The organism is Hydrogenophaga sp. FW305-3-2-15-A-LB1, assembly GCF_058787875.1.
Genome location: NZ_JBYTAE010000008.1, coordinates 36,167 through 52,034 on the forward strand (window position 1 = coordinate 36,167; position 15,868 = coordinate 52,034).

At 72.0% G+C, this 15,868-nt stretch carries 14 protein-coding genes and 1 riboswitch; of the genes, 13 read left to right on the plus strand and 1 reads right to left on the minus strand.

The features are described from left to right. Positions 1 to 39: 39 nt before the first annotated feature. Complete coding sequence (locus AC3WPZ_RS03895) at positions 40 to 279, minus strand: DUF904 domain-containing protein (protein WP_382325470.1); 240 nt, start codon at positions 277 to 279, stop codon at positions 40 to 42. 49 nt (positions 280 to 328) lie between these two features. Further along, positions 329 to 585: riboswitch (cobalamin riboswitch) on the plus strand. Between the two features lie 78 nt (positions 586 to 663). Here AC3WPZ_RS03895 and AC3WPZ_RS03900 point away from each other — a divergent pair. Genes AC3WPZ_RS03900 through AC3WPZ_RS03960 form a run of 13 tightly spaced genes read left to right on the plus strand, consistent with a single transcriptional unit; the run spans position 664 to position 15,866 of the window. Beyond that, the gene (locus tag AC3WPZ_RS03900; RefSeq protein ID WP_382157034.1) at positions 664 to 2,520 is read left to right on the plus strand and encodes a TonB-dependent receptor domain-containing protein; all 1,857 of its coding nucleotides are present in this window, start codon (positions 664 to 666) and stop codon (positions 2,518 to 2,520) included. Continuing rightward, positions 2,502 to 3,839: a cobyrinic acid a,c-diamide synthase CobB gene (locus AC3WPZ_RS03905; protein WP_492438312.1), complete on the plus strand. Its 1,338-nt coding sequence runs from the start codon at positions 2,502 to 2,504 to the stop codon at positions 3,837 to 3,839. The genes AC3WPZ_RS03900 and AC3WPZ_RS03905 overlap by 19 nt, the downstream gene beginning before the upstream one ends. Next, positions 3,836 to 4,657 carry a cobalamin-binding protein gene (locus tag AC3WPZ_RS03910; protein ID WP_382325466.1) on the plus strand — a complete coding sequence of 274 codons (822 nt, stop codon included), beginning with the start codon at positions 3,836 to 3,838 and terminating at the stop codon, positions 4,655 to 4,657. Before AC3WPZ_RS03905 ends, AC3WPZ_RS03910 begins: the two co-directional genes overlap by 4 nt. Beyond that, positions 4,650 to 5,204, plus strand: coding sequence for a bifunctional adenosylcobinamide kinase/adenosylcobinamide-phosphate guanylyltransferase (locus AC3WPZ_RS03915; RefSeq protein WP_382325464.1), 555 nt, complete (start codon positions 4,650 to 4,652; stop codon positions 5,202 to 5,204). The genes AC3WPZ_RS03910 and AC3WPZ_RS03915 overlap by 8 nt, the downstream gene beginning before the upstream one ends. Positions 5,205 to 5,215: 11 nt before the next feature. Beyond that, a complete protein-coding gene (locus AC3WPZ_RS03920; protein WP_444687487.1) occupies positions 5,216 to 6,082 on the plus strand; it encodes an ABC transporter substrate-binding protein in 867 nt (288 codons plus the stop codon). After that, on the plus strand, positions 6,079 to 7,083 hold the full coding sequence (locus tag AC3WPZ_RS03925) for a FecCD family ABC transporter permease (RefSeq protein WP_382325462.1): 1,005 nt from the start codon (positions 6,079 to 6,081) through the stop codon (positions 7,081 to 7,083). Before AC3WPZ_RS03920 ends, AC3WPZ_RS03925 begins: the two co-directional genes overlap by 4 nt. Further along, positions 7,080 to 7,841: an ABC transporter ATP-binding protein gene (locus AC3WPZ_RS03930; RefSeq protein ID WP_382325460.1), complete on the plus strand. Its 762-nt coding sequence runs from the start codon at positions 7,080 to 7,082 to the stop codon at positions 7,839 to 7,841. The genes AC3WPZ_RS03925 and AC3WPZ_RS03930 overlap by 4 nt, the downstream gene beginning before the upstream one ends. Before the next feature lie 24 nt (positions 7,842 to 7,865). Next, the gene (gene cobO, locus AC3WPZ_RS03935; protein ID WP_382325458.1) at positions 7,866 to 8,435 is read left to right on the plus strand and encodes a cob(I)yrinic acid a,c-diamide adenosyltransferase; all 570 of its coding nucleotides are present in this window, start codon (positions 7,866 to 7,868) and stop codon (positions 8,433 to 8,435) included. Continuing rightward, a complete protein-coding gene (locus AC3WPZ_RS03940; protein ID WP_444691251.1) occupies positions 8,435 to 9,271 on the plus strand; it encodes an ABC transporter substrate-binding protein in 837 nt (278 codons plus the stop codon). The genes cobO and AC3WPZ_RS03940 overlap by 1 nt, the downstream gene beginning before the upstream one ends. Before the next feature lie 14 nt (positions 9,272 to 9,285). After that, the gene (cobW, locus tag AC3WPZ_RS03945) at positions 9,286 to 10,350 is read left to right on the plus strand and encodes a cobalamin biosynthesis protein CobW (protein WP_382157050.1); all 1,065 of its coding nucleotides are present in this window, start codon (positions 9,286 to 9,288) and stop codon (positions 10,348 to 10,350) included. Between the two features lies 1 nt (position 10,351). Next, positions 10,352 to 14,134, plus strand: a complete 3,783-nt coding sequence (gene cobN, locus AC3WPZ_RS03950; protein WP_444686813.1) for a cobaltochelatase subunit CobN — start codon at positions 10,352 to 10,354, stop codon at positions 14,132 to 14,134. Between the two features lie 5 nt (positions 14,135 to 14,139). After that, positions 14,140 to 15,186 (plus strand): magnesium chelatase ATPase subunit I, encoded by a 1,047-nt coding sequence (locus AC3WPZ_RS03955; protein WP_382325637.1) that lies wholly within the window; start codon positions 14,140 to 14,142, stop codon positions 15,184 to 15,186. Next, positions 15,183 to 15,866: a vWA domain-containing protein gene (locus AC3WPZ_RS03960; protein WP_444686812.1), complete on the plus strand. Its 684-nt coding sequence runs from the start codon at positions 15,183 to 15,185 to the stop codon at positions 15,864 to 15,866. Before AC3WPZ_RS03955 ends, AC3WPZ_RS03960 begins: the two co-directional genes overlap by 4 nt. Positions 15,867 to 15,868 lie beyond the last annotated feature (2 nt).

The following is a 15,868-nucleotide window of genomic DNA, read 5'->3' on the forward strand; positions in this document are numbered from 1 at the left end:
CTGCGGTGCGAGCTGGCTTGGGGCGGCCCGACGCGGCGCTCATGACCGTTCCTTGCGGGTGTCGGGGGTGACATCGGTCATGCCGGGGGGCAGGCGATCGAGCAAGGCATCAATGCGGGCGCGGGCGGCCATCAGCCGGGACTTGAGCGAGTCGCGCTCGGCCTGCAGCGCATGCACCTGTTCCACCAGCAGGCTGTTGGTGCGCTGCAGTTCTTCGTGTCGCAGCAACAGGCGCTCGACACGTTCGGTGATCTGATCAAAGTGCTTGGGATCGGCCATGGTGGGACTCGAAGTTTTCACATTGTAGGGTTGCCCCGGGTGTGCGCGCCGTAGAATGCCGGTTGTTGGTGCTCGCGGTGTGGTTCACATGCCGCAGTTCAACGGGAAGCAGGAGGGTCACACCCCAGGGATGGGACCTAACCTGCGCTGCCCCCGCAACGGTAAGCAGACGAGTGGCCATGAGCGCATGCGCGAACGGTCTCTCAGCCTCCATCCGACAGCCACTGGACGACACGCCGTGTCATCTGGGAAGGCGATGGAGGTCGGTCTGTCAGCCCGGATACCGGCCAACAAGGTGGTGGTGCGTCTGGCGACAGACGCTCCACCGTGATGCCCATGCGCCGTCGGGGAAGATGGCGAGGGTCTCCTGTCTGTTTCTTCATCATGAAAAATCGCACCCTGCGCGCGCCCCTGGCCGCGCTACCGCTGGCGTTGCTGGCGGGCTTTGGCACGTCGGTCGCCCACGCTCAGTCCTCCTCTTCTTCCTCCGCTGACACCACCCTGAGGGAAACGGTGGTCACGGCCACCCGGGTCGAAACCCGCACCGATGCCGTGCTCAGCGACGTCGTCGTGATCGACGCCGACGTGATCCAGCAGTCCGCGGGCCGCTCGCTGTCCGAAGTGCTGTCGCGCAACGCGGGCCTGCAGATGTCGTCCAACGGCGGCCTGGGCAAGCAGTCGGGCCTGTTCATCCGCGGCACCGAAACCCGCCACGTGCTGCTGCTGATCGACGGCGTGCGCTACGGCTCCAGCACCTCCGGTGCGGCCGTGCTGGACAACATTCCGCTGAGCGCGATCGATCGCATCGAAGTGCTCAAGGGCCCGGCCTCGGGCCTCTATGGCAGCGATGCGGTGGGCGGCGTGGTGCAGGTTTTCACCAAGCGCGGCGTGAAGGGTTTCCATCCGCAGGCCAGCGTCACGCTCGGCAGCTTCGGGCACCGTGAAATCACCGCCGGCATCAGCGGTGGCAACGACACGATCACCTACAACCTCAGCCTGGGTTCCTTGCGCGAGGACGGCTTCTCGTCGACCAACCGAAACGTGGCCTTCGGCAACCACAACCCCGACAAGGACGGCTTCGACCAGGACAGCCTGTCGGCCTCGCTGCGCTGGGCCATCGCGCCGGGCTGGACGACCGATGTCAACTTCACCCAGGCCGACGGCGTCAGCCAGTTCGACCAGGGGCCGGGCACCTTCAACGTGCGCTCGGAAACCACCACCCGCGTGACGGGCTGGGGCCTGGAGCGCAAGTGGTCGGCCGATTCGCGCACCCAGCTGCGCCTCTCGCGCAGCGAGGACCGGTCCGACAGTTTCGAGACCTCGCCCACGCCCTCGGTGTTCAACACCGCGCAGACTCAGGCCACGCTGCAGCACGACTGGAACACCGCGCTGGGCAACCTGCTGGTGGGCCTGGAGTCGATCAAGGAAGAGGTGTCGGGCACGCAGGCCTACGCGGTGAACTCGCGCACCACGGACGCGGCCTTCGTGGGCCTGACCGGCCAGGCCGGCCAGCACCTCTGGCAGGCCAACCTGCGGCGCGACGACAACTCGCAGTTCGGCGGCGCCACCACCGGTTTCGCCAGCTACGGCTTCCAGCTCACGCCGAACTGGCGCCCGCACGTGGCCTACGGCACCTCGTTCAAGATGCCGTCGTTCAACACGCTGTACTACGTCTCAGCGTTCTTCAACGGCAATCCCACCACGCAACCCGAGCGGGGCAAGAACCGCGAAGCAGGGCTGACCTACACCCAGGGATTGCACGAAGTGAAGCTCATCCGCTTCGACAACCGGGTGCGCGGCTTCATCACGCTGCAGCCGGCGGTGGCCAACGTGCCTCGCGCGCGCCTCGAAGGCTGGTCGCTGGCCTACACCGGCTCGGCCGGTGCCTGGAGCTGGTTCACCAACCTGGAGTTGCTGGACGCGCGCAACGAGATCAACCAACGCAAGCTGCAACGCCGCGCCGACGAGGTGCTGACCGCCAGCCTGGACCACCGCATCGGTGCCTGGAACTGGGGTGCGTCGATGCAGCTCGTGGCGGAGCGTTTCGACGACGCCGCCAACACGCGCCGCCTGCCGGGCTTCGGCACGCTGGACCTGCACGCCCGCTACGCCGTGAACAAGGACTGGTCCGTCGCCCTGCGCCTGAACAACGTGGGTGACAAGTTCTATGAGACCGCGTACGGCTACAACCAGCCGGGCCGCGCGGCCTTCGTCACCCTCAACTGGGCGCCGCAGCGGTGACGCGGCATTGCCCGGCCATCCTGGTGGCTGCCCCGGCTTCAGGCCAGGGCAAGACCACCGTGGCCGCGGCACTGGCGCGCCTGCACACGCGCGCCGGTCGGCGTGTGCGGGCCTTCAAATGCGGGCCCGATTTCTTGGACCCGCACTGGCTCGCGCTGGCCACCGGGCACCCGGTGCACAACCTCGATCTGTGGATGACGGGCGAAGACGATGCCCGCGCCCGCCTGCACGAAGCCGCCGGGCAGGCCGACCTGATCGTGGTCGAAGGGGTGATGGGCCTGTTCGACGGCGAACCCAGCGCGGCCGACCTGGCGCAGCGCTTCGGCCTGCCGGTGCTCGCGGTGATCGATGCCTCGGCCATGGCGGGCACCTTCGGTGCGCTGGCATTTGGCCTGCGCCATTTCCGCCCCGGCCTGCCCTGGGCCGGCGTGCTGGCCAACCGCGTGGGCAGCGAGCGCCATGCGCAGATGCTGCGCGAGGCGCTGGCCGGTGACGAGGCCCAGTTCCTGGGTGCGGTCATGCGCGACGCGGCGTTCTCGCTGCCCGAGCGCCACCTGGGCCTGACCGTGGCCGCCGAGCTGCCCGACGCGCTGGCCCGGCTCGACGCCGCCGCCGACGCGCTGTCGCGCACGCCGCTGGGCCGGATGGAGGGTGACGCGCTGGGGCGCTGGTCGGTGGCGTTCGACGTGCCCGCCGAGGTGCCGGTCGACGCGCATTTGCTCACGGGCAAGACCATCGCCATCGCGCGCGACGCGGCTTTCTGTTTCATCTACCCGGCCAACCTGGATGTGCTGTGCGCGCTCGGCGCCGAGCTGGTTTTCTTCTCGCCGCTGGCCAACGAGCCGCTGCCGCCGTGCGACGCGGTCTGGTTGCCCGGCGGTTATCCCGAACTGCACACCGACGCACTGGCGGCGGCCACCCGCACCCGAGACGGCCTGCGCGCGCATGCCCAGGCCGGGCGGCCGGTGTGGGCAGAATGCGGCGGCATGATGCCGCTGTTCGATCAAATGATGTCCAGCGACGGCCATGCCGCCGCCACCTGGGGCCTCTTGCCGGGCCAGGTGCTCATGCAGAAGCGGCTGGCGGCCCTGGGGCCGCAGCAACTGCCGCTGCCCGCGGGCACCTTGCGCGGCCACACCTTTCACTACTCGCGCTGCGAGACCCCGCTGCAGCCGGTGCGCCACGCCGAACGGGCGCGCGGTGGTGCCGGCGAAGCCGTGTACCGCGTGGGCCCGGTGCAGGCGAGTTACTTCCACGCCTGGTTCCCGTCCAGCCCGGCGGCGGCGGCCTCGCTGTTCCTTGCAGGAGGTGCCGCATGAACCCGCCGACCCTTGGCCCGCAGCGCATCGTCTGCCTGACCGAAGAAACCACCGAGTGGCTGTACCTGCTCGGGCAGGAGCACCGCATCGTCGGCATTTCCGGCTACACCGTGCGGCCGCGCCGGGCGCGCGACGAGAAGCCCAAGGTCAGCGCCTTCCTGAACGCGAAGATCGACAAGATCCTCGCGCTGCAACCCGACTGCGTGTTCGGCTTCTCCGACCTGCAGGCCGACATCGCCGCCGAACTCATCCGCGCGGGCGTGCAGGTGACGGTGTTCAACCAGCGCAGCGTGGAAGAGATTTTGTCCATGCTGTACCAGGTGGCGGCGATCGTGGGCTGTGCCGACGAAGGCCTGGCCTGGATCGAGGCCACGCGGGCCCGGCTCGATGGCATCCGCGCCGCCGTGCAGGCCCTGCAGGCCGGCGGCAAGCGCCGCCCGCGCGTGTTCTTCGAGGAATGGGACGAGCCGCACATCAGCGGCATCCGCTGGGTCTCCGAGCTGATGGGCATCGCGGGGGGCGACGACGTGTTCCCCGAACTCGCGCGCATGCCGCTGGGCAAGGACCGCATCATTGCCGACGGCGCCGAGATCGTGCGCCGCAACCCCGACATTGTGATCGGCTCCTGGTGCGGCAAGAAATTCCGCCCCGAGAAGGTGGCCGCGCGCGCCGGCTGGCAGGACGTGAACGCGGTGAAGCACGGCCAGCTGTTCGAGATCAAGTCGGCCGACATCCTGCAGCCCGGGCCCGCCGCGCTCACCGATGGGGTGGCGCAGCTGCACCGCATCGTCACCCAATGGATGGCGCAGCATGGCTGAGATCGCGCGCAGCGAATTCATCCTCGGCGGCCAGCGCAGCGGCAAGTCGCGCCGCGCGGAGTTGCTCGCGCGCCAGTGGCTGGCGACGGACACCGCCCACCGCGCGGTGATGATCGCCACCGGCCAGCCCTGGGACGAGGAAATGCGCGAGCGCATCGTGCGCCACCAGCGCGACCGCGCCGAGCGCGTGCCCGGCATGGTCACCGTGGAAGAACCGCTGGCCCTGCCCGAGGCCCTGCGCGAACACAGCGCGCCGCACACCCTGGTGGTGGTGGACTGCCTCACGCTGTGGCTGACCAACCTGCTGATGCCCGCCGAGGGCGCGGCGGCCGATGCCGCCGGGCCCACGCGCCAGCTGTGCCAGGCCATCCGTGCCGCGCGCGGTCCGGTGGTGCTGGTGGGCAACGAGATCGGCCTGGGCGTGATCCCCATGGGCCGCGAGGTGCGCGCCTTCGTGGACGCGCTCGGTGGCCTGAACCAGGCCGTGGCCGCCGCCTGCGAGCGCGTCACGCTGATGGCGGCGGGCCTGCCCCTGACCCTGAAATGAAAGCCCGATCCATGACCCGCTTCTGGCGCCTTCTCTCACTCGGCCTGCTGATCGGCGGCGCGGCGCACGCCGCCGGGGTGGAAGTGACCGACGACCGCGGCGTGACCGTGACGCTGGCGCAATCGCCGCAGCGCATCGTCTCCCTGCTGCCTTCGTTGACCGAAACCGTGTGCGAGCTGGGCCAGTGCGAACGGCTGGTCGGCGTGGACCGGTACTCCAACCACCCGGCCTTCGTGCGCACCCTGCCGCAGACCGGCGGCGGCATCGACCCCAACATCGAGGCCATCGTGGCCCTGAAACCCGACGTGGCGCTCATGGCCACCTCGTCGCGCGGCGTGCAGCGGCTGGAGTCGCTGGGCGTGAAGGTGCTGGCGATGGAGCCCAAGAGCTCGGCCGACGCGCAGCGCGTCATGGGCAAGCTCGGCCAGCTGCTGGAGGTGCCCGATGCGCAGCGCATCTGGCGCGCGATCGACGCCAGCGTGTCGGCGGTGGCGCAGTCGCTGCCGCCGGGCGCGCGCCAGCTGCGCGTGTACTACGAGGTGAGCACCGGGGGCTATGCCGCCGGCACCGGCTCCTTCATCGGCGAGCTGATGGCGCGCCTGGGCGTGCAGAACATCGTCGCGCCCTCGCTGGGGCCTTTCCCGCGCGTCAACCCCGAGTACGTGGTGCGCGCCAACCCCGACCTCATCATGATCGGCGCGCGCAACGTGCAGGGCCTGGAAACCCGGCCGGGCTGGCGCGGCATCCGCGCCCTGCGCGAGCGCCGCCTCTGCGTCTTCACGGCCGAGGAGTCCGACGTGCTGGTGCGCCCGGGCCCGCGCATGGCCGAGGCCGCGCGCCTCATGGCGCGCTGCATCACCGAAAAGGGCTTGAAGTGAGCGGCGCCCGCCACAGCCTCTGGCTCGGCAGCGCGCTGCTGATCGCGGCGGCGGCCGTGCTGCTGCTGGGCGCGGGCGTGGGCAGCACCGGCTTCGACAGCGTGCTCAACGCCCGGCACGACCCGGTGGCCTGGCAGATCCTGTGGGACATCCGCCTGCCGCGCACGCTCGGCGCCTGGGTGGCCGGCGGCCTGCTCGGCCTGGCCGGCGCGGTGGCGCAAGGCCTGTTCCGCAACCCATTGGCCGACCCCTATCTGCTGGGCAGCGCCTCGGGCGCGGCGCTCGGCGTGGCCCTGGCGCTGGCCCTGTTCGGCACCACGCCGTTCGCCACGCAATGGGCCGTGCGCCTGGGCCTGACCGGCGCGGCCTTCACCGGCGCGGTGATCGGCGTGGTGCTCACGCTGGCGCTGGCCAAGGGCGTGCAGCACACCCTGCGCCTGCTGCTGGCTGGTGTGATCGTGGGCGTGGTGCTGGGCGCCGCGCGCGACCTCGTCACCATCGCCTCGCCCGACACCTTGCAGGCCATGCAGGGTTTCATGCTGGGCAGCACCGGCTTCGTGGGCTGGGCCGCCTGCGGCGTGATGGCCGCCATGGGGCTCGCCGCGCTGCTGGTGGCCGCCTCGCTCGGCCGCGTGCTCGACGGCCTGGCACTGGGTGAGGCCACCGCGATCAGCCTGGGCCTGCCGCTGGTGGCCGTGCGCGCCGTGCTGGTGGCGGTGCTGGCGCTGGCCACCGGCGCGGCCGTGGCACAGACTGGCCTGATCGCCTTCGTGGGCCTGGCCTCGCCGCACCTGGTGCGCTCCATCGTGAAGACCACGCACGGCCGCCTGATCGTGCTGAGCGCCTTGATGGGCGGCCTGCTGTTGATGGCCGCCGATGTGCTCGCGCGCTGGATCATCGCGCCGCAGGAACTGCCGGTGGGCGTGCTCACCGCCGTGTTGGGCGGCAGCTACCTGCTGTGGCTGATGCATCGGCGGCGCCGACCGGGGAGTGGCTTGTGACGGCCGCGCTGCAGGCCCAGGGCATCGGCGTGGCGCTGGGCGGCACGCCGGTGCTGCACGGCATCGACGTGGCCTTGCCTGCCGCGCGCTGGACCAGCGTCGTCGGTCCCAACGGCGCGGGCAAGTCCACCCTGTTGAAAACCCTGGCCGGCCTGCTGCCGCACAGCGGCCAGGTGCAGCTGCTGAACCGCCCGCTCGCGCAATGGCGCGGCCGCGAGCGCGCGCGCCGACTGGCCTGGCTGGGGCAGGGCGAGCAGGGCGCGGACGACCTCAGCGTGTGGGACGTGGCCATGCTCGGCCGCCTGCCGCACCAGCCCTGGCTGGCCCCACCGTCCGAGGCCGACCGCGCCGCGGTCGAGCAGGCCCTGCGCGCCACCCAGGCCTGGGACTGGCGCGAGCGCCCGCTGGGTGCGCTCTCCGGCGGCGAACGCCAGCGCGTGCTGCTGGCGCGCCTGCTGGCGGTGCAGGCCGAGGTGATGCTGATGGACGAGCCGCTCGCCAACCTCGACCCGCCGCACCAGGCCGACTGGCTGCTGCTGGTGCGCGAGCTGGTGGCCCGGGGCAAGACCGTCGTCAGTGTGCTGCACGAAATCGGCATGGCGCTGCACGCCGACCAGATGGTGGTGATGGCCCAGGGCCGCGTGCACCACCAGGGCGCCTGCGACGACGCGGCCACCCACCAGGCCCTCGAACAGGTCTTTGACCACCGCATCGCGATCCATCCGCTGGGCGACCAGTGGGTCGCCTTGCCCCGCTGACCCTCTTTTCACGGAGCCCGAACCATGCAGATCGAAGCCCCTCCCGTCCTGCGAGACACCCCCAAACCCCAAGGCGAACGGCGCGGCCTGGTGCTGGTGCACACCGGCACCGGCAAAGGCAAGAGCACGGCCGCCTTCGGCCTGGCGCTGCGCGCCCATGGCCGGGGCAAGTCGGTCAAGGTCTACCAATTCATGAAGGTGCCCTCGGCGCGCTTCGGCGAGCACCGGCTGTTCGAACAATTGGGCATTCCCATCGAAGGCCTGGGCGACGGCTTCAGCTGGAAGAGCCGCGACCTGGACCACTCCGCCGAGCTGGCGCGCGAGGGCTGGGCCAAGGCCGAGGCCACCATCCGCGCCGGTGAACACTTCATGGTGGTGCTGGACGAAATCATGTACCCGCTGCGCTACGGCTGGGTGCCGCTGGAGGCCGTGCTGACCTGCCTGCGCGAGCGCCCGCCGCACGTTCACGTGGTGCTCACCGGGCGCGGTGCGCCGGCCGAACTCATCGAGCTGGCCGACACGGTGACCGAGATGACGCTGATCAAGCACCATTTCAAGGCCGGCGTTCCCGCACAGCGAGGCATTGAAGACTGATGGGCGCGATGCCGCCCGTGCCGACGCTGGCGATGCTGGGGCTGCTCGGCGGCATGGCCGTGCCCGCGCTCGCCCAGCACCGCATCGTCACGCTCTCGCCGTCGCTCACCGAGGCCGTGTGCGCGCTCGGCCACTGCGCCGAGCTGGTCGGCACCGACCGCTATTCGAGCTGGCCGGGCACGGTGGCGAAGCTGCCCAAGGTCGGCGGCCTGGCCGACGCGCAGATCGAGCACATCGTGGCACTGCGGCCCGACATGGTGCTACTCGGGCCGCGCAGCCGCGCCGGTGAGCGCCTGACCGAACTCGGCGTGCCGGTGCAGACCTTCGACGCGCGCACCCACGCCGACCTCAAACGCATGCTGCTCGCGCTCGGCCAGTCGCTGGGCGAGACGGCGCGCGCCCACGAACTCGTGCGGCGCATCGAGCAGGAACTCGAGGCCGCCGCGCGCCGCGTGCCGGCTTCCCTGCGCGGTCGCACGGTGTACGTGGAGGTCGGCATCGGCCCCACCGCCGCCAGCGCCAAGAGCTTCATCGGCGAAACCGTCGCGCGCCTGGGCCTGGTCAACATCGTGAGCGGCGACGCCGGCCTGTTCCCGCGCGTCAACCCCGAGATGGTGGTGCGCCGCTCGCCCGATCTGATCATCGGCCCCCAGTCCACGCTCTCGGGCATGACCGACCGCCCCGGCTGGGCCGGCCTGCAGGCGCTGCGCCGCCAGCAGGTCTGCCAGCTCGACGCCGACCGCATGGACCTGCTCTCGCGCCCCGGCCCCCGCCTGGGTGAGGCTGCGCAGATGCTGGTCGACTGCCTGCTCGCCTTGCCCACCCTTCGCCCCTGAATAGGAGACCTCTGATGCAAACCCGCAAGATCCCCGCCACCATCGTCACCGGCTTCCTCGGCGCCGGCAAGACCACGCTGCTGCGCCACCTGCTCACGAACGCGCAGGGCCGGCGCATCGCCGTCATCGTCAACGAGTTCGGTGAACTCGGCATCGACGGCGAGCTGCTGCGCGGCTGCGGCATCGGCTGCGACGAGAACGGCGAAGAGAATGGCCAGCTGTTCGAGCTCGCCAACGGCTGCCTGTGTTGCACGGTGCAGGAAGAGTTCGCGCCCGTGATGGAGCAGCTCGCCGCGCGCCGCGACCAGATCGACCACCTCGTCATCGAAACCTCCGGCCTGGCCCTGCCCAAGCCGCTGGTGCAGGCCTTCCAGTGGCCCGCGCTGCGCAACGCCTTCACGGTGGACGCCGTCGTGACCGTGGTGGACGCCCCGGCCGTGGCCGCCGGCCGCTTCGCTGAAGACCCGGTGGCGGTGGACGCGCAACGCCGTGCCGACGAGAACCTGGACCACGACTCGCCGCTGGCCGAGCTGTTCGAGGACCAGCTCGCCACCGCCGACCTGGTGGTGGTGCACAAGACCGACGGCCTGGATGCCGCCACGCTGGCCGAGGTGGAGGCCATCATCCGCGCCGAAACCCCCGCCGGTGTGAAGCTGGTGCACGCGCAGCACGGCAAGCTGGACCTGGGCGTGCTGCTCGGTCTGGAGCGCGCGGTGGAAGACGTGATCGACCAGCGCAAGACCCACCACGACGAGGAAGAGGACCACGACCACGACGAGTTCGATTCGGTCTCGCTCACGCTGGACGTGCCCGACCGCCAGCGCCTGCTGGACGCGCTCGTGGCCCTGGTGCAGCGCCACGAGATCTACCGCGTCAAGGGCTTCGTGGCCTTGCCCGGTGCGGCCATGCGCCTGGTGGTGCAGGGCGTGGGCCAGCGTTTCGACAGCCACTTCGACCGCCCCTGGCGCGCCGACGAAGCGCGCGCGACGCGGCTGGTGTTCATCGGCGACCACCTCGACCGCGACACGCTGCAGAGCGAACTCCAGTCGGCCCTGAGCGCCGACACCAGCCTGGCCTGACATGCACCTGTTGTCCACGCGCCCGGGCGGCCACGTCGAAGACGGCGGGCAGGGCATCGTGCGCGTGGAACAGACCCCCGGCGACATCGTGGTGCTCAGCGCGGCCGACACCACGCTCTCGCTGCTGGCCGACGCGGCCGCCGGCCTGGGCGACGACTTCCCCAGCGTGCGGCTGGTCAACCTGATGTGGCTGCGCCAGCCCGCGTCCACCGACATGTACGTGGACGACGTGCTGCGCCACGCGCGCGTGGTCGTCATCGACCACCTGGGCGCACCGAGCGACTGGGCCTACGTGGTGGAGCAGGCGGTCTCGCTGGCGGCGAAACACGGCCAGTGGCTGGCCCTGTTCTCGGGCGACAACGCGCAGGACCCGCAACTGCTGATGCGCAGCACCGCCGCGCCCGAGGACTGCGACCGGCTCTGGCGCTGCCTGCGCGAAGGCGGGCGCGACAACGCGTTGGCCTTCTTCTCGCTCATCGGCCACGCGGCCTTCGGCCGGGGGCCCCGGCCGCCGCCGCCCCGGCCCCTGCCGCCGGTGATGCCCTACACCCCGCAGGCCGCCGTGCCCTGGCGCGTCGGCGCGCCGGTGGCGCTGCTGGTGTTCTACCGCGCGCACCTGCAGGCCGGCAACACCGCCGTGTTCGACGCGGTGCTCGCCGCCCTGGCCGAGGAAGGGCTCAACGCCCTCGCGGTGGCGGTGGACTCCCTGAAGAACCCCGACAGCCTGACCACGCTGCAGGCCCTGGCCGCCGAGCGCGGCGTGGGCGTGGTGCTCAACGCCACCAGTTTCGCGGTGGCCTCGCTCGACGTTGAGAGCACCGAGGCGGTGGCGCTGGCCGGCGACGCGCCGGTGCTGCAGCTCATCACCGCCGGTTGCTCGCAGGAACAATGGCAGGCCGACCCGCACGGCCTGGCGCCGCGCGACCTCGCCATGCAGGTGGTGCTGCCCGAGGTGGACGGCCGCATCGGCACGCGCGCCATCAGCTTCAAGGGCCTGGCCTGGCGCTGCGAGCGCACCGAGGTGGACGTGGTGCGCTACCAGCCCGAGCCCGAGCGCATCCGCTTCGTGGCCGAACTCGCGCGCCGCTGGTGCGCGCTGCGCGACAAGCCCCATGCCGACAAGCGCGTCGCGCTCATCCTCGCCAACTACCCCAACGACGACGCGCGGCTGGCCAACGGCGTGGGCCTGGACACGCCGGCTTCCACCGCGCTCATCCTGCGCGCCCTGCGCGACGCGGGGTACGCCACCGGCGAACTGCCCGAGGGCGGCGACGAACTCATGGCGCGGCTGGTGCAGGGCGTCACCAACGACACCGACGCCAACCACCACCGGCCGGCGGGCCAGAGCCTGGCCATGGCCGACTACCTGCGCGACTTCCAGGCCTTGCCGCCCGAAAGCCAGGCCGCGGTGAACGCGCTCTGGGGCGCGCCCGAGCAGGACCCGATGCAACGCGGCGGCCGTTTCATGGTGCCCGGCCTGCGCCTGGGTCAGGTCTTCGTGGGCATCCAGCCCGCGCGCGGGCGCGACCTCGATCTCGTGGCCAGCTACCACGATGCCGACCTCGTGCCCACGCACGGCTACCTCGCCTTCTATTTCTGGCTGCGGCGCGCCTTCGCGGTGGACGCCGTGGTGCACGTGGGCAAACACGGCAACCTCGAGTGGCTGCCCGGCAAGAGCGTGGCCCTGGGCGCGGCCTGCTGGCCCGATGCCCTGCTGGGGCCGCTGCCGCACCTGTACCCCTTCATCGTCAACGACCCGGGCGAGGGCAGCCAGGCCAAGCGCCGCACGCAGGCGGTCATCATCGACCACCTCATGCCCGCGCTCACGCGCGCCGAGACCTACGGACCGCTGCAGGAACTCGAGCGCCAGATGGACGAGTTCTACGAAGCGCTCTCGCTCGACCCGCGCCGCGCCAGGCTGCTGCGCGAGGGCATCCTGGCGCAGGTGCTGAAGCACCAGCTGCACCGCGAGCTGGGTTTCCAGCCACCGGCCGACGAGGCGCAGCGCGAACAGCTGCTCGCGAAGCTCGACGCCTACCTGTGCGAGATCAAGGAATCGCAGATCCGCGACGGCCTGCACATCCTCGGCCAGTCGCCGCAGGGCCGCCAGCGCACCGACACCCTGGTGGCGCTCGCGCGTTTCCCCGGCGGCCAGGCGGCAGGGCAGGGCAGCCTGCTGGTGGCGCTGGCGAACGACCTCGGCCTGGACGGCTTCGACCCGCTCAGCCCTGAATGGGCCGAGGCCTGGGCCGGCCCGCGCCCCGAGGCGCTGCAAAGCCTGAGCGACGAACCCTGGCGCCACGCCGGCCACACGCGCGAGCGGCTGGAGCTGCTGGCCGCCGCGCTGGTGGACCAGCACCTGGGTGCGGACGAAGCCCCACTCGATGCGCAGGCCTGGCCCCACACCGCCCCGGTGATCCAGCGCCTGAGGCAGACGCTCGCGCCCCGGCTCGACGCCTGCGGACCGAACGAGATCGGCCAGCTGATGCGCGGCCTCGCGGGCCGCTTCGTGCCCGCCGGCCCGAGCGGCGCGCCCTCGCGCGGCCGGCCCGACGTGCTGCCCACCGGGCGCAACTTCTATTCGGTGGACACGCGCGCCGTGCCCACGCCCACGGCCTACGCCATGGGCGCGCTCGCGGCCGACCGCGTGATCGAGCGCCACCTGCAGGACCACGGCCGCTTCCCCACGGCGGTCGGCCTGTCGGTGTGGGGCACCAGCACCATGCGCACCGGCGGCGAGGACATCGGCCAGGCCTTTGCGCTGCTTGGTGTGCGGCCCAAGTGGGCGCCCGGCAGCAACCGGGTGGTGGACATCGAGGTGCTTCCCATGGCCATCAAGAACCGGCCGCGCATCGACGTGACGCTGCGCGTCTCCGGCTTCTTCCGCGACGCCTTCCCCAACGTGATCGACCTGTTCGACACAGCGGTGCGCGCCGTTGCCGCGATCCCGGAAGACGACGAGCCGGACGAGGTGAACCCCATCCGCGCGCGGGTGCGGCGCGAGGCCGCCGAAGCGGTGGCGGCCGGCGCGGCGGACGAGGACGCGCAGCGTCGGGCCACCTGGCGCGTGTTCGGCCCGCGCCCCGGCGGCTACGGCGCCGGGCTGCAGGAGCTGATCGACAGCCGGCGCTGGAGCGACAACGCCGACCTCGCGCAGGCCTACCTGCGCGCCGGCGCCTTCGCCTACGGGCAGGACGGGCACGGCACGGCCGCGCGCGACGCCTTCGAGCAGCGCCTGGCGCGCGTGGACGCGGTACTGCACAACCAGGACAACCGCGAGCACGACATCCTCGACTCGGACGACTACTACCAGTTCCAGGGCGGCATGGCCTCGGCCGTGCAGCACCTGGCCGGCGCCCCCGCCGCGCTGTACCACGGCGACTTCAGCACGCCCGGCGCGCCGCGCGTGCGCACGCTCGGCGAGGAAGTGGCCCGCGTGGTGCGCGCGCGCGCCGTCAACCCCAAGTGGATCGACGGCGTGAAGCGCCACGGGTACAAGGGCGCGTTCGAGATCGCCGCCACCGTGGACTACCTGTTCGCCTTCGACGCCACCACCGGCGTGGTCGGCGACCACCAGTACGCGCTGGTGGCCGAGGCCTACCTGCACGACGACGCCACGCGCGCCTTCCTGCAGCAACACAACCCGCTGGCCCTGCGCGGCATCGGCGAGCGCCTGCTCGAAGCCATGCAGCGCGGCCTGTGGGCCGAGCCGGGCGAGCACCGCGAACGCATCGAACAGCACCTGCTGGCGCTGGAACAGACGCTGGAAGACCAAGGACCCTGAGCATGATGAACACCGCCGTTCCCGAACTGCAGGCCGCGTCCCCGGCGGCCTTTCCCTTCACCGCCCTGGTGGGGCATGGCGACCTGCAGCGCGCGCTGCTGCTGGCCGCCATCGACCCCGGCATGGGCGGGGTGCTCATCAGCGGTCCGCGCGGCACGGCCAAGTCCACCTCGGCGCGCGCGCTGGCCGCGCTGCTGCCGCAGGCGCCCTTCGTCACGCTGCCGCTGGCCGCCAGCCTGGAGCAGTTGGTGGGCACGCTCAACCTCGAAGACGTGCTGCGCGACGGCCAGGTGCGGCTGGCGCCCGGCCTGGTGGCGCGCGCGCACGGCGGCGTGCTGTACGTCGATGAAGTCAACCTGCTGCCCGATGCGCTGGTGGACGCGCTGCTCGACGTGGCCGCCAGCGGCGTGAACACCGTCGAGCGCGACGGCGTCTCGCGCCAGCACGCCGCGCAATTCGTGCTGGTGGGCACCATGAACCCGGAAGAGGGCGAGCTGCGCCCGCAACTGCTGGACCGCTTCGGCCTCTCGGTGTCGCTCACCAACCCGGACGATGCCGCGCAGCGCCAGGCCATCGTGCGCGCGCGCCTGGCCTTCGATGCCGACCCGCAGGCGCTGCTGGCGCGGCACGCCGAGGCACAGGCGGCACTCGTGGCGCGCCTGGCCAGCGCGCGCGCCGCCCTGAACGGGTTGCCGTGGACCGACGCCGTGGTGCAGCACGCCGCGAACCTCGCGCTGGCCGCCGGTGTCGACGGCATCCGCGCCGACCTCGTCATGCTGCGCGCCGCGCGCGCCCTGGCCGCGCTGGAGCAGCGCGATGCGGTCAGCGTGGACGACGTGGACGCCGTGGCCGAACTCGCACTGGCGCACCGCCGCTCGCCCGACAGCGCCGCCCCGCCGGCCCCTCGCGCATCCAGCCCGCCAGCGGGTGGGCAGGGTGCTGCTCCGTCGAACGGGAGCGCCCCCGAAGGCGACTGGGGCGCGTTGCCGCCGCAGCCCGAGGCCATGGCGCGGGTGAAACACACGGGGGCCTGGCCCCCAAAAAAAGCATGAGCCACCCCGGCCCGCGCGCGCCCACGGCGCCCGACGGTCGGCGGTGGCCCACCCCGAACCTCTCCCCGAAACCGAGCCTGGCCCGGCACGCGGCGCGTCCTGCCGAAACGGTGGGCGCCGGCATTCACTGGTTGCGCACGCTGGTGGCCAAGGGCCCGCAGCGCCTGGCGCCCGCGCACCTGCGCCACCGGGCGGTGAGCCTGCGCACGCCCCCCTTGCACCTGATCGCGCTCGACACCTCGGGCTCGATGCGCCGGGGCGGGCGGCTGGCCTGGGCCAAGGGTTTTGCCGCGCGCCTGATCGAGCAGGCCGCGCGCGCGGGCGATCACGTGGCGCTGCTGTGTTTCGGCGGCCAGGGCGTGCAGCTGCTGCTGCCACCCGGCCCGGCCCGTGCGGCCGGCAGCGCGCGCGTGCGGCCGGTGGGCGGGGGCGGCGGCACGCCGCTGTCGGCCTGCCTGCAGGAGGCCGATCGCCTGCTGCGCAAGGCCCAGCGGCAGCGCGGCGCGGCGGGCGGTGATTGCCTGTGGCTACTCACCGACGGCCGCACGCTCGAACAACCCACGGCCCCGCGCTCGGCGGGCCACATCGTCGTCGTGGATTTCGACGACCCCCTGCGGCCCCTGGGCCGGTGCGCGGCCTGGGCCGGGCGCTGGCACGCCGAACACCGCCTGCCGGCCTGACC

Coding starts and splice junctions, on each gene's coding strand:
- AC3WPZ_RS03960 (WP_444686812.1), top strand. CDS start 15,183: ATGAGCCACCCCGGCCCGCGCGCGCCCACGGCGCCCGACGGTCGGCGG.
- AC3WPZ_RS03895 (WP_382325470.1), bottom strand. CDS start 279: ATGGCCGATCCCAAGCACTTTGATCAGATCACCGAACGTGTCGAGCGC.
- AC3WPZ_RS03900 (WP_382157034.1), top strand. CDS start 664: ATGAAAAATCGCACCCTGCGCGCGCCCCTGGCCGCGCTACCGCTGGCG.
- cobO (WP_382325458.1), top strand. CDS start 7,866: ATGCAGATCGAAGCCCCTCCCGTCCTGCGAGACACCCCCAAACCCCAA.
- AC3WPZ_RS03955 (WP_382325637.1), top strand. CDS start 14,140: ATGAACACCGCCGTTCCCGAACTGCAGGCCGCGTCCCCGGCGGCCTTT.
- cobN (WP_444686813.1), top strand. CDS start 10,352: ATGCACCTGTTGTCCACGCGCCCGGGCGGCCACGTCGAAGACGGCGGG.
- AC3WPZ_RS03940 (WP_444691251.1), top strand. CDS start 8,435: ATGGGCGCGATGCCGCCCGTGCCGACGCTGGCGATGCTGGGGCTGCTC.
- cobW (WP_382157050.1), top strand. CDS start 9,286: ATGCAAACCCGCAAGATCCCCGCCACCATCGTCACCGGCTTCCTCGGC.
- AC3WPZ_RS03910 (WP_382325466.1), top strand. CDS start 3,836: ATGAACCCGCCGACCCTTGGCCCGCAGCGCATCGTCTGCCTGACCGAA.
- AC3WPZ_RS03915 (WP_382325464.1), top strand. CDS start 4,650: ATGGCTGAGATCGCGCGCAGCGAATTCATCCTCGGCGGCCAGCGCAGC.
- AC3WPZ_RS03920 (WP_444687487.1), top strand. CDS start 5,216: ATGACCCGCTTCTGGCGCCTTCTCTCACTCGGCCTGCTGATCGGCGGC.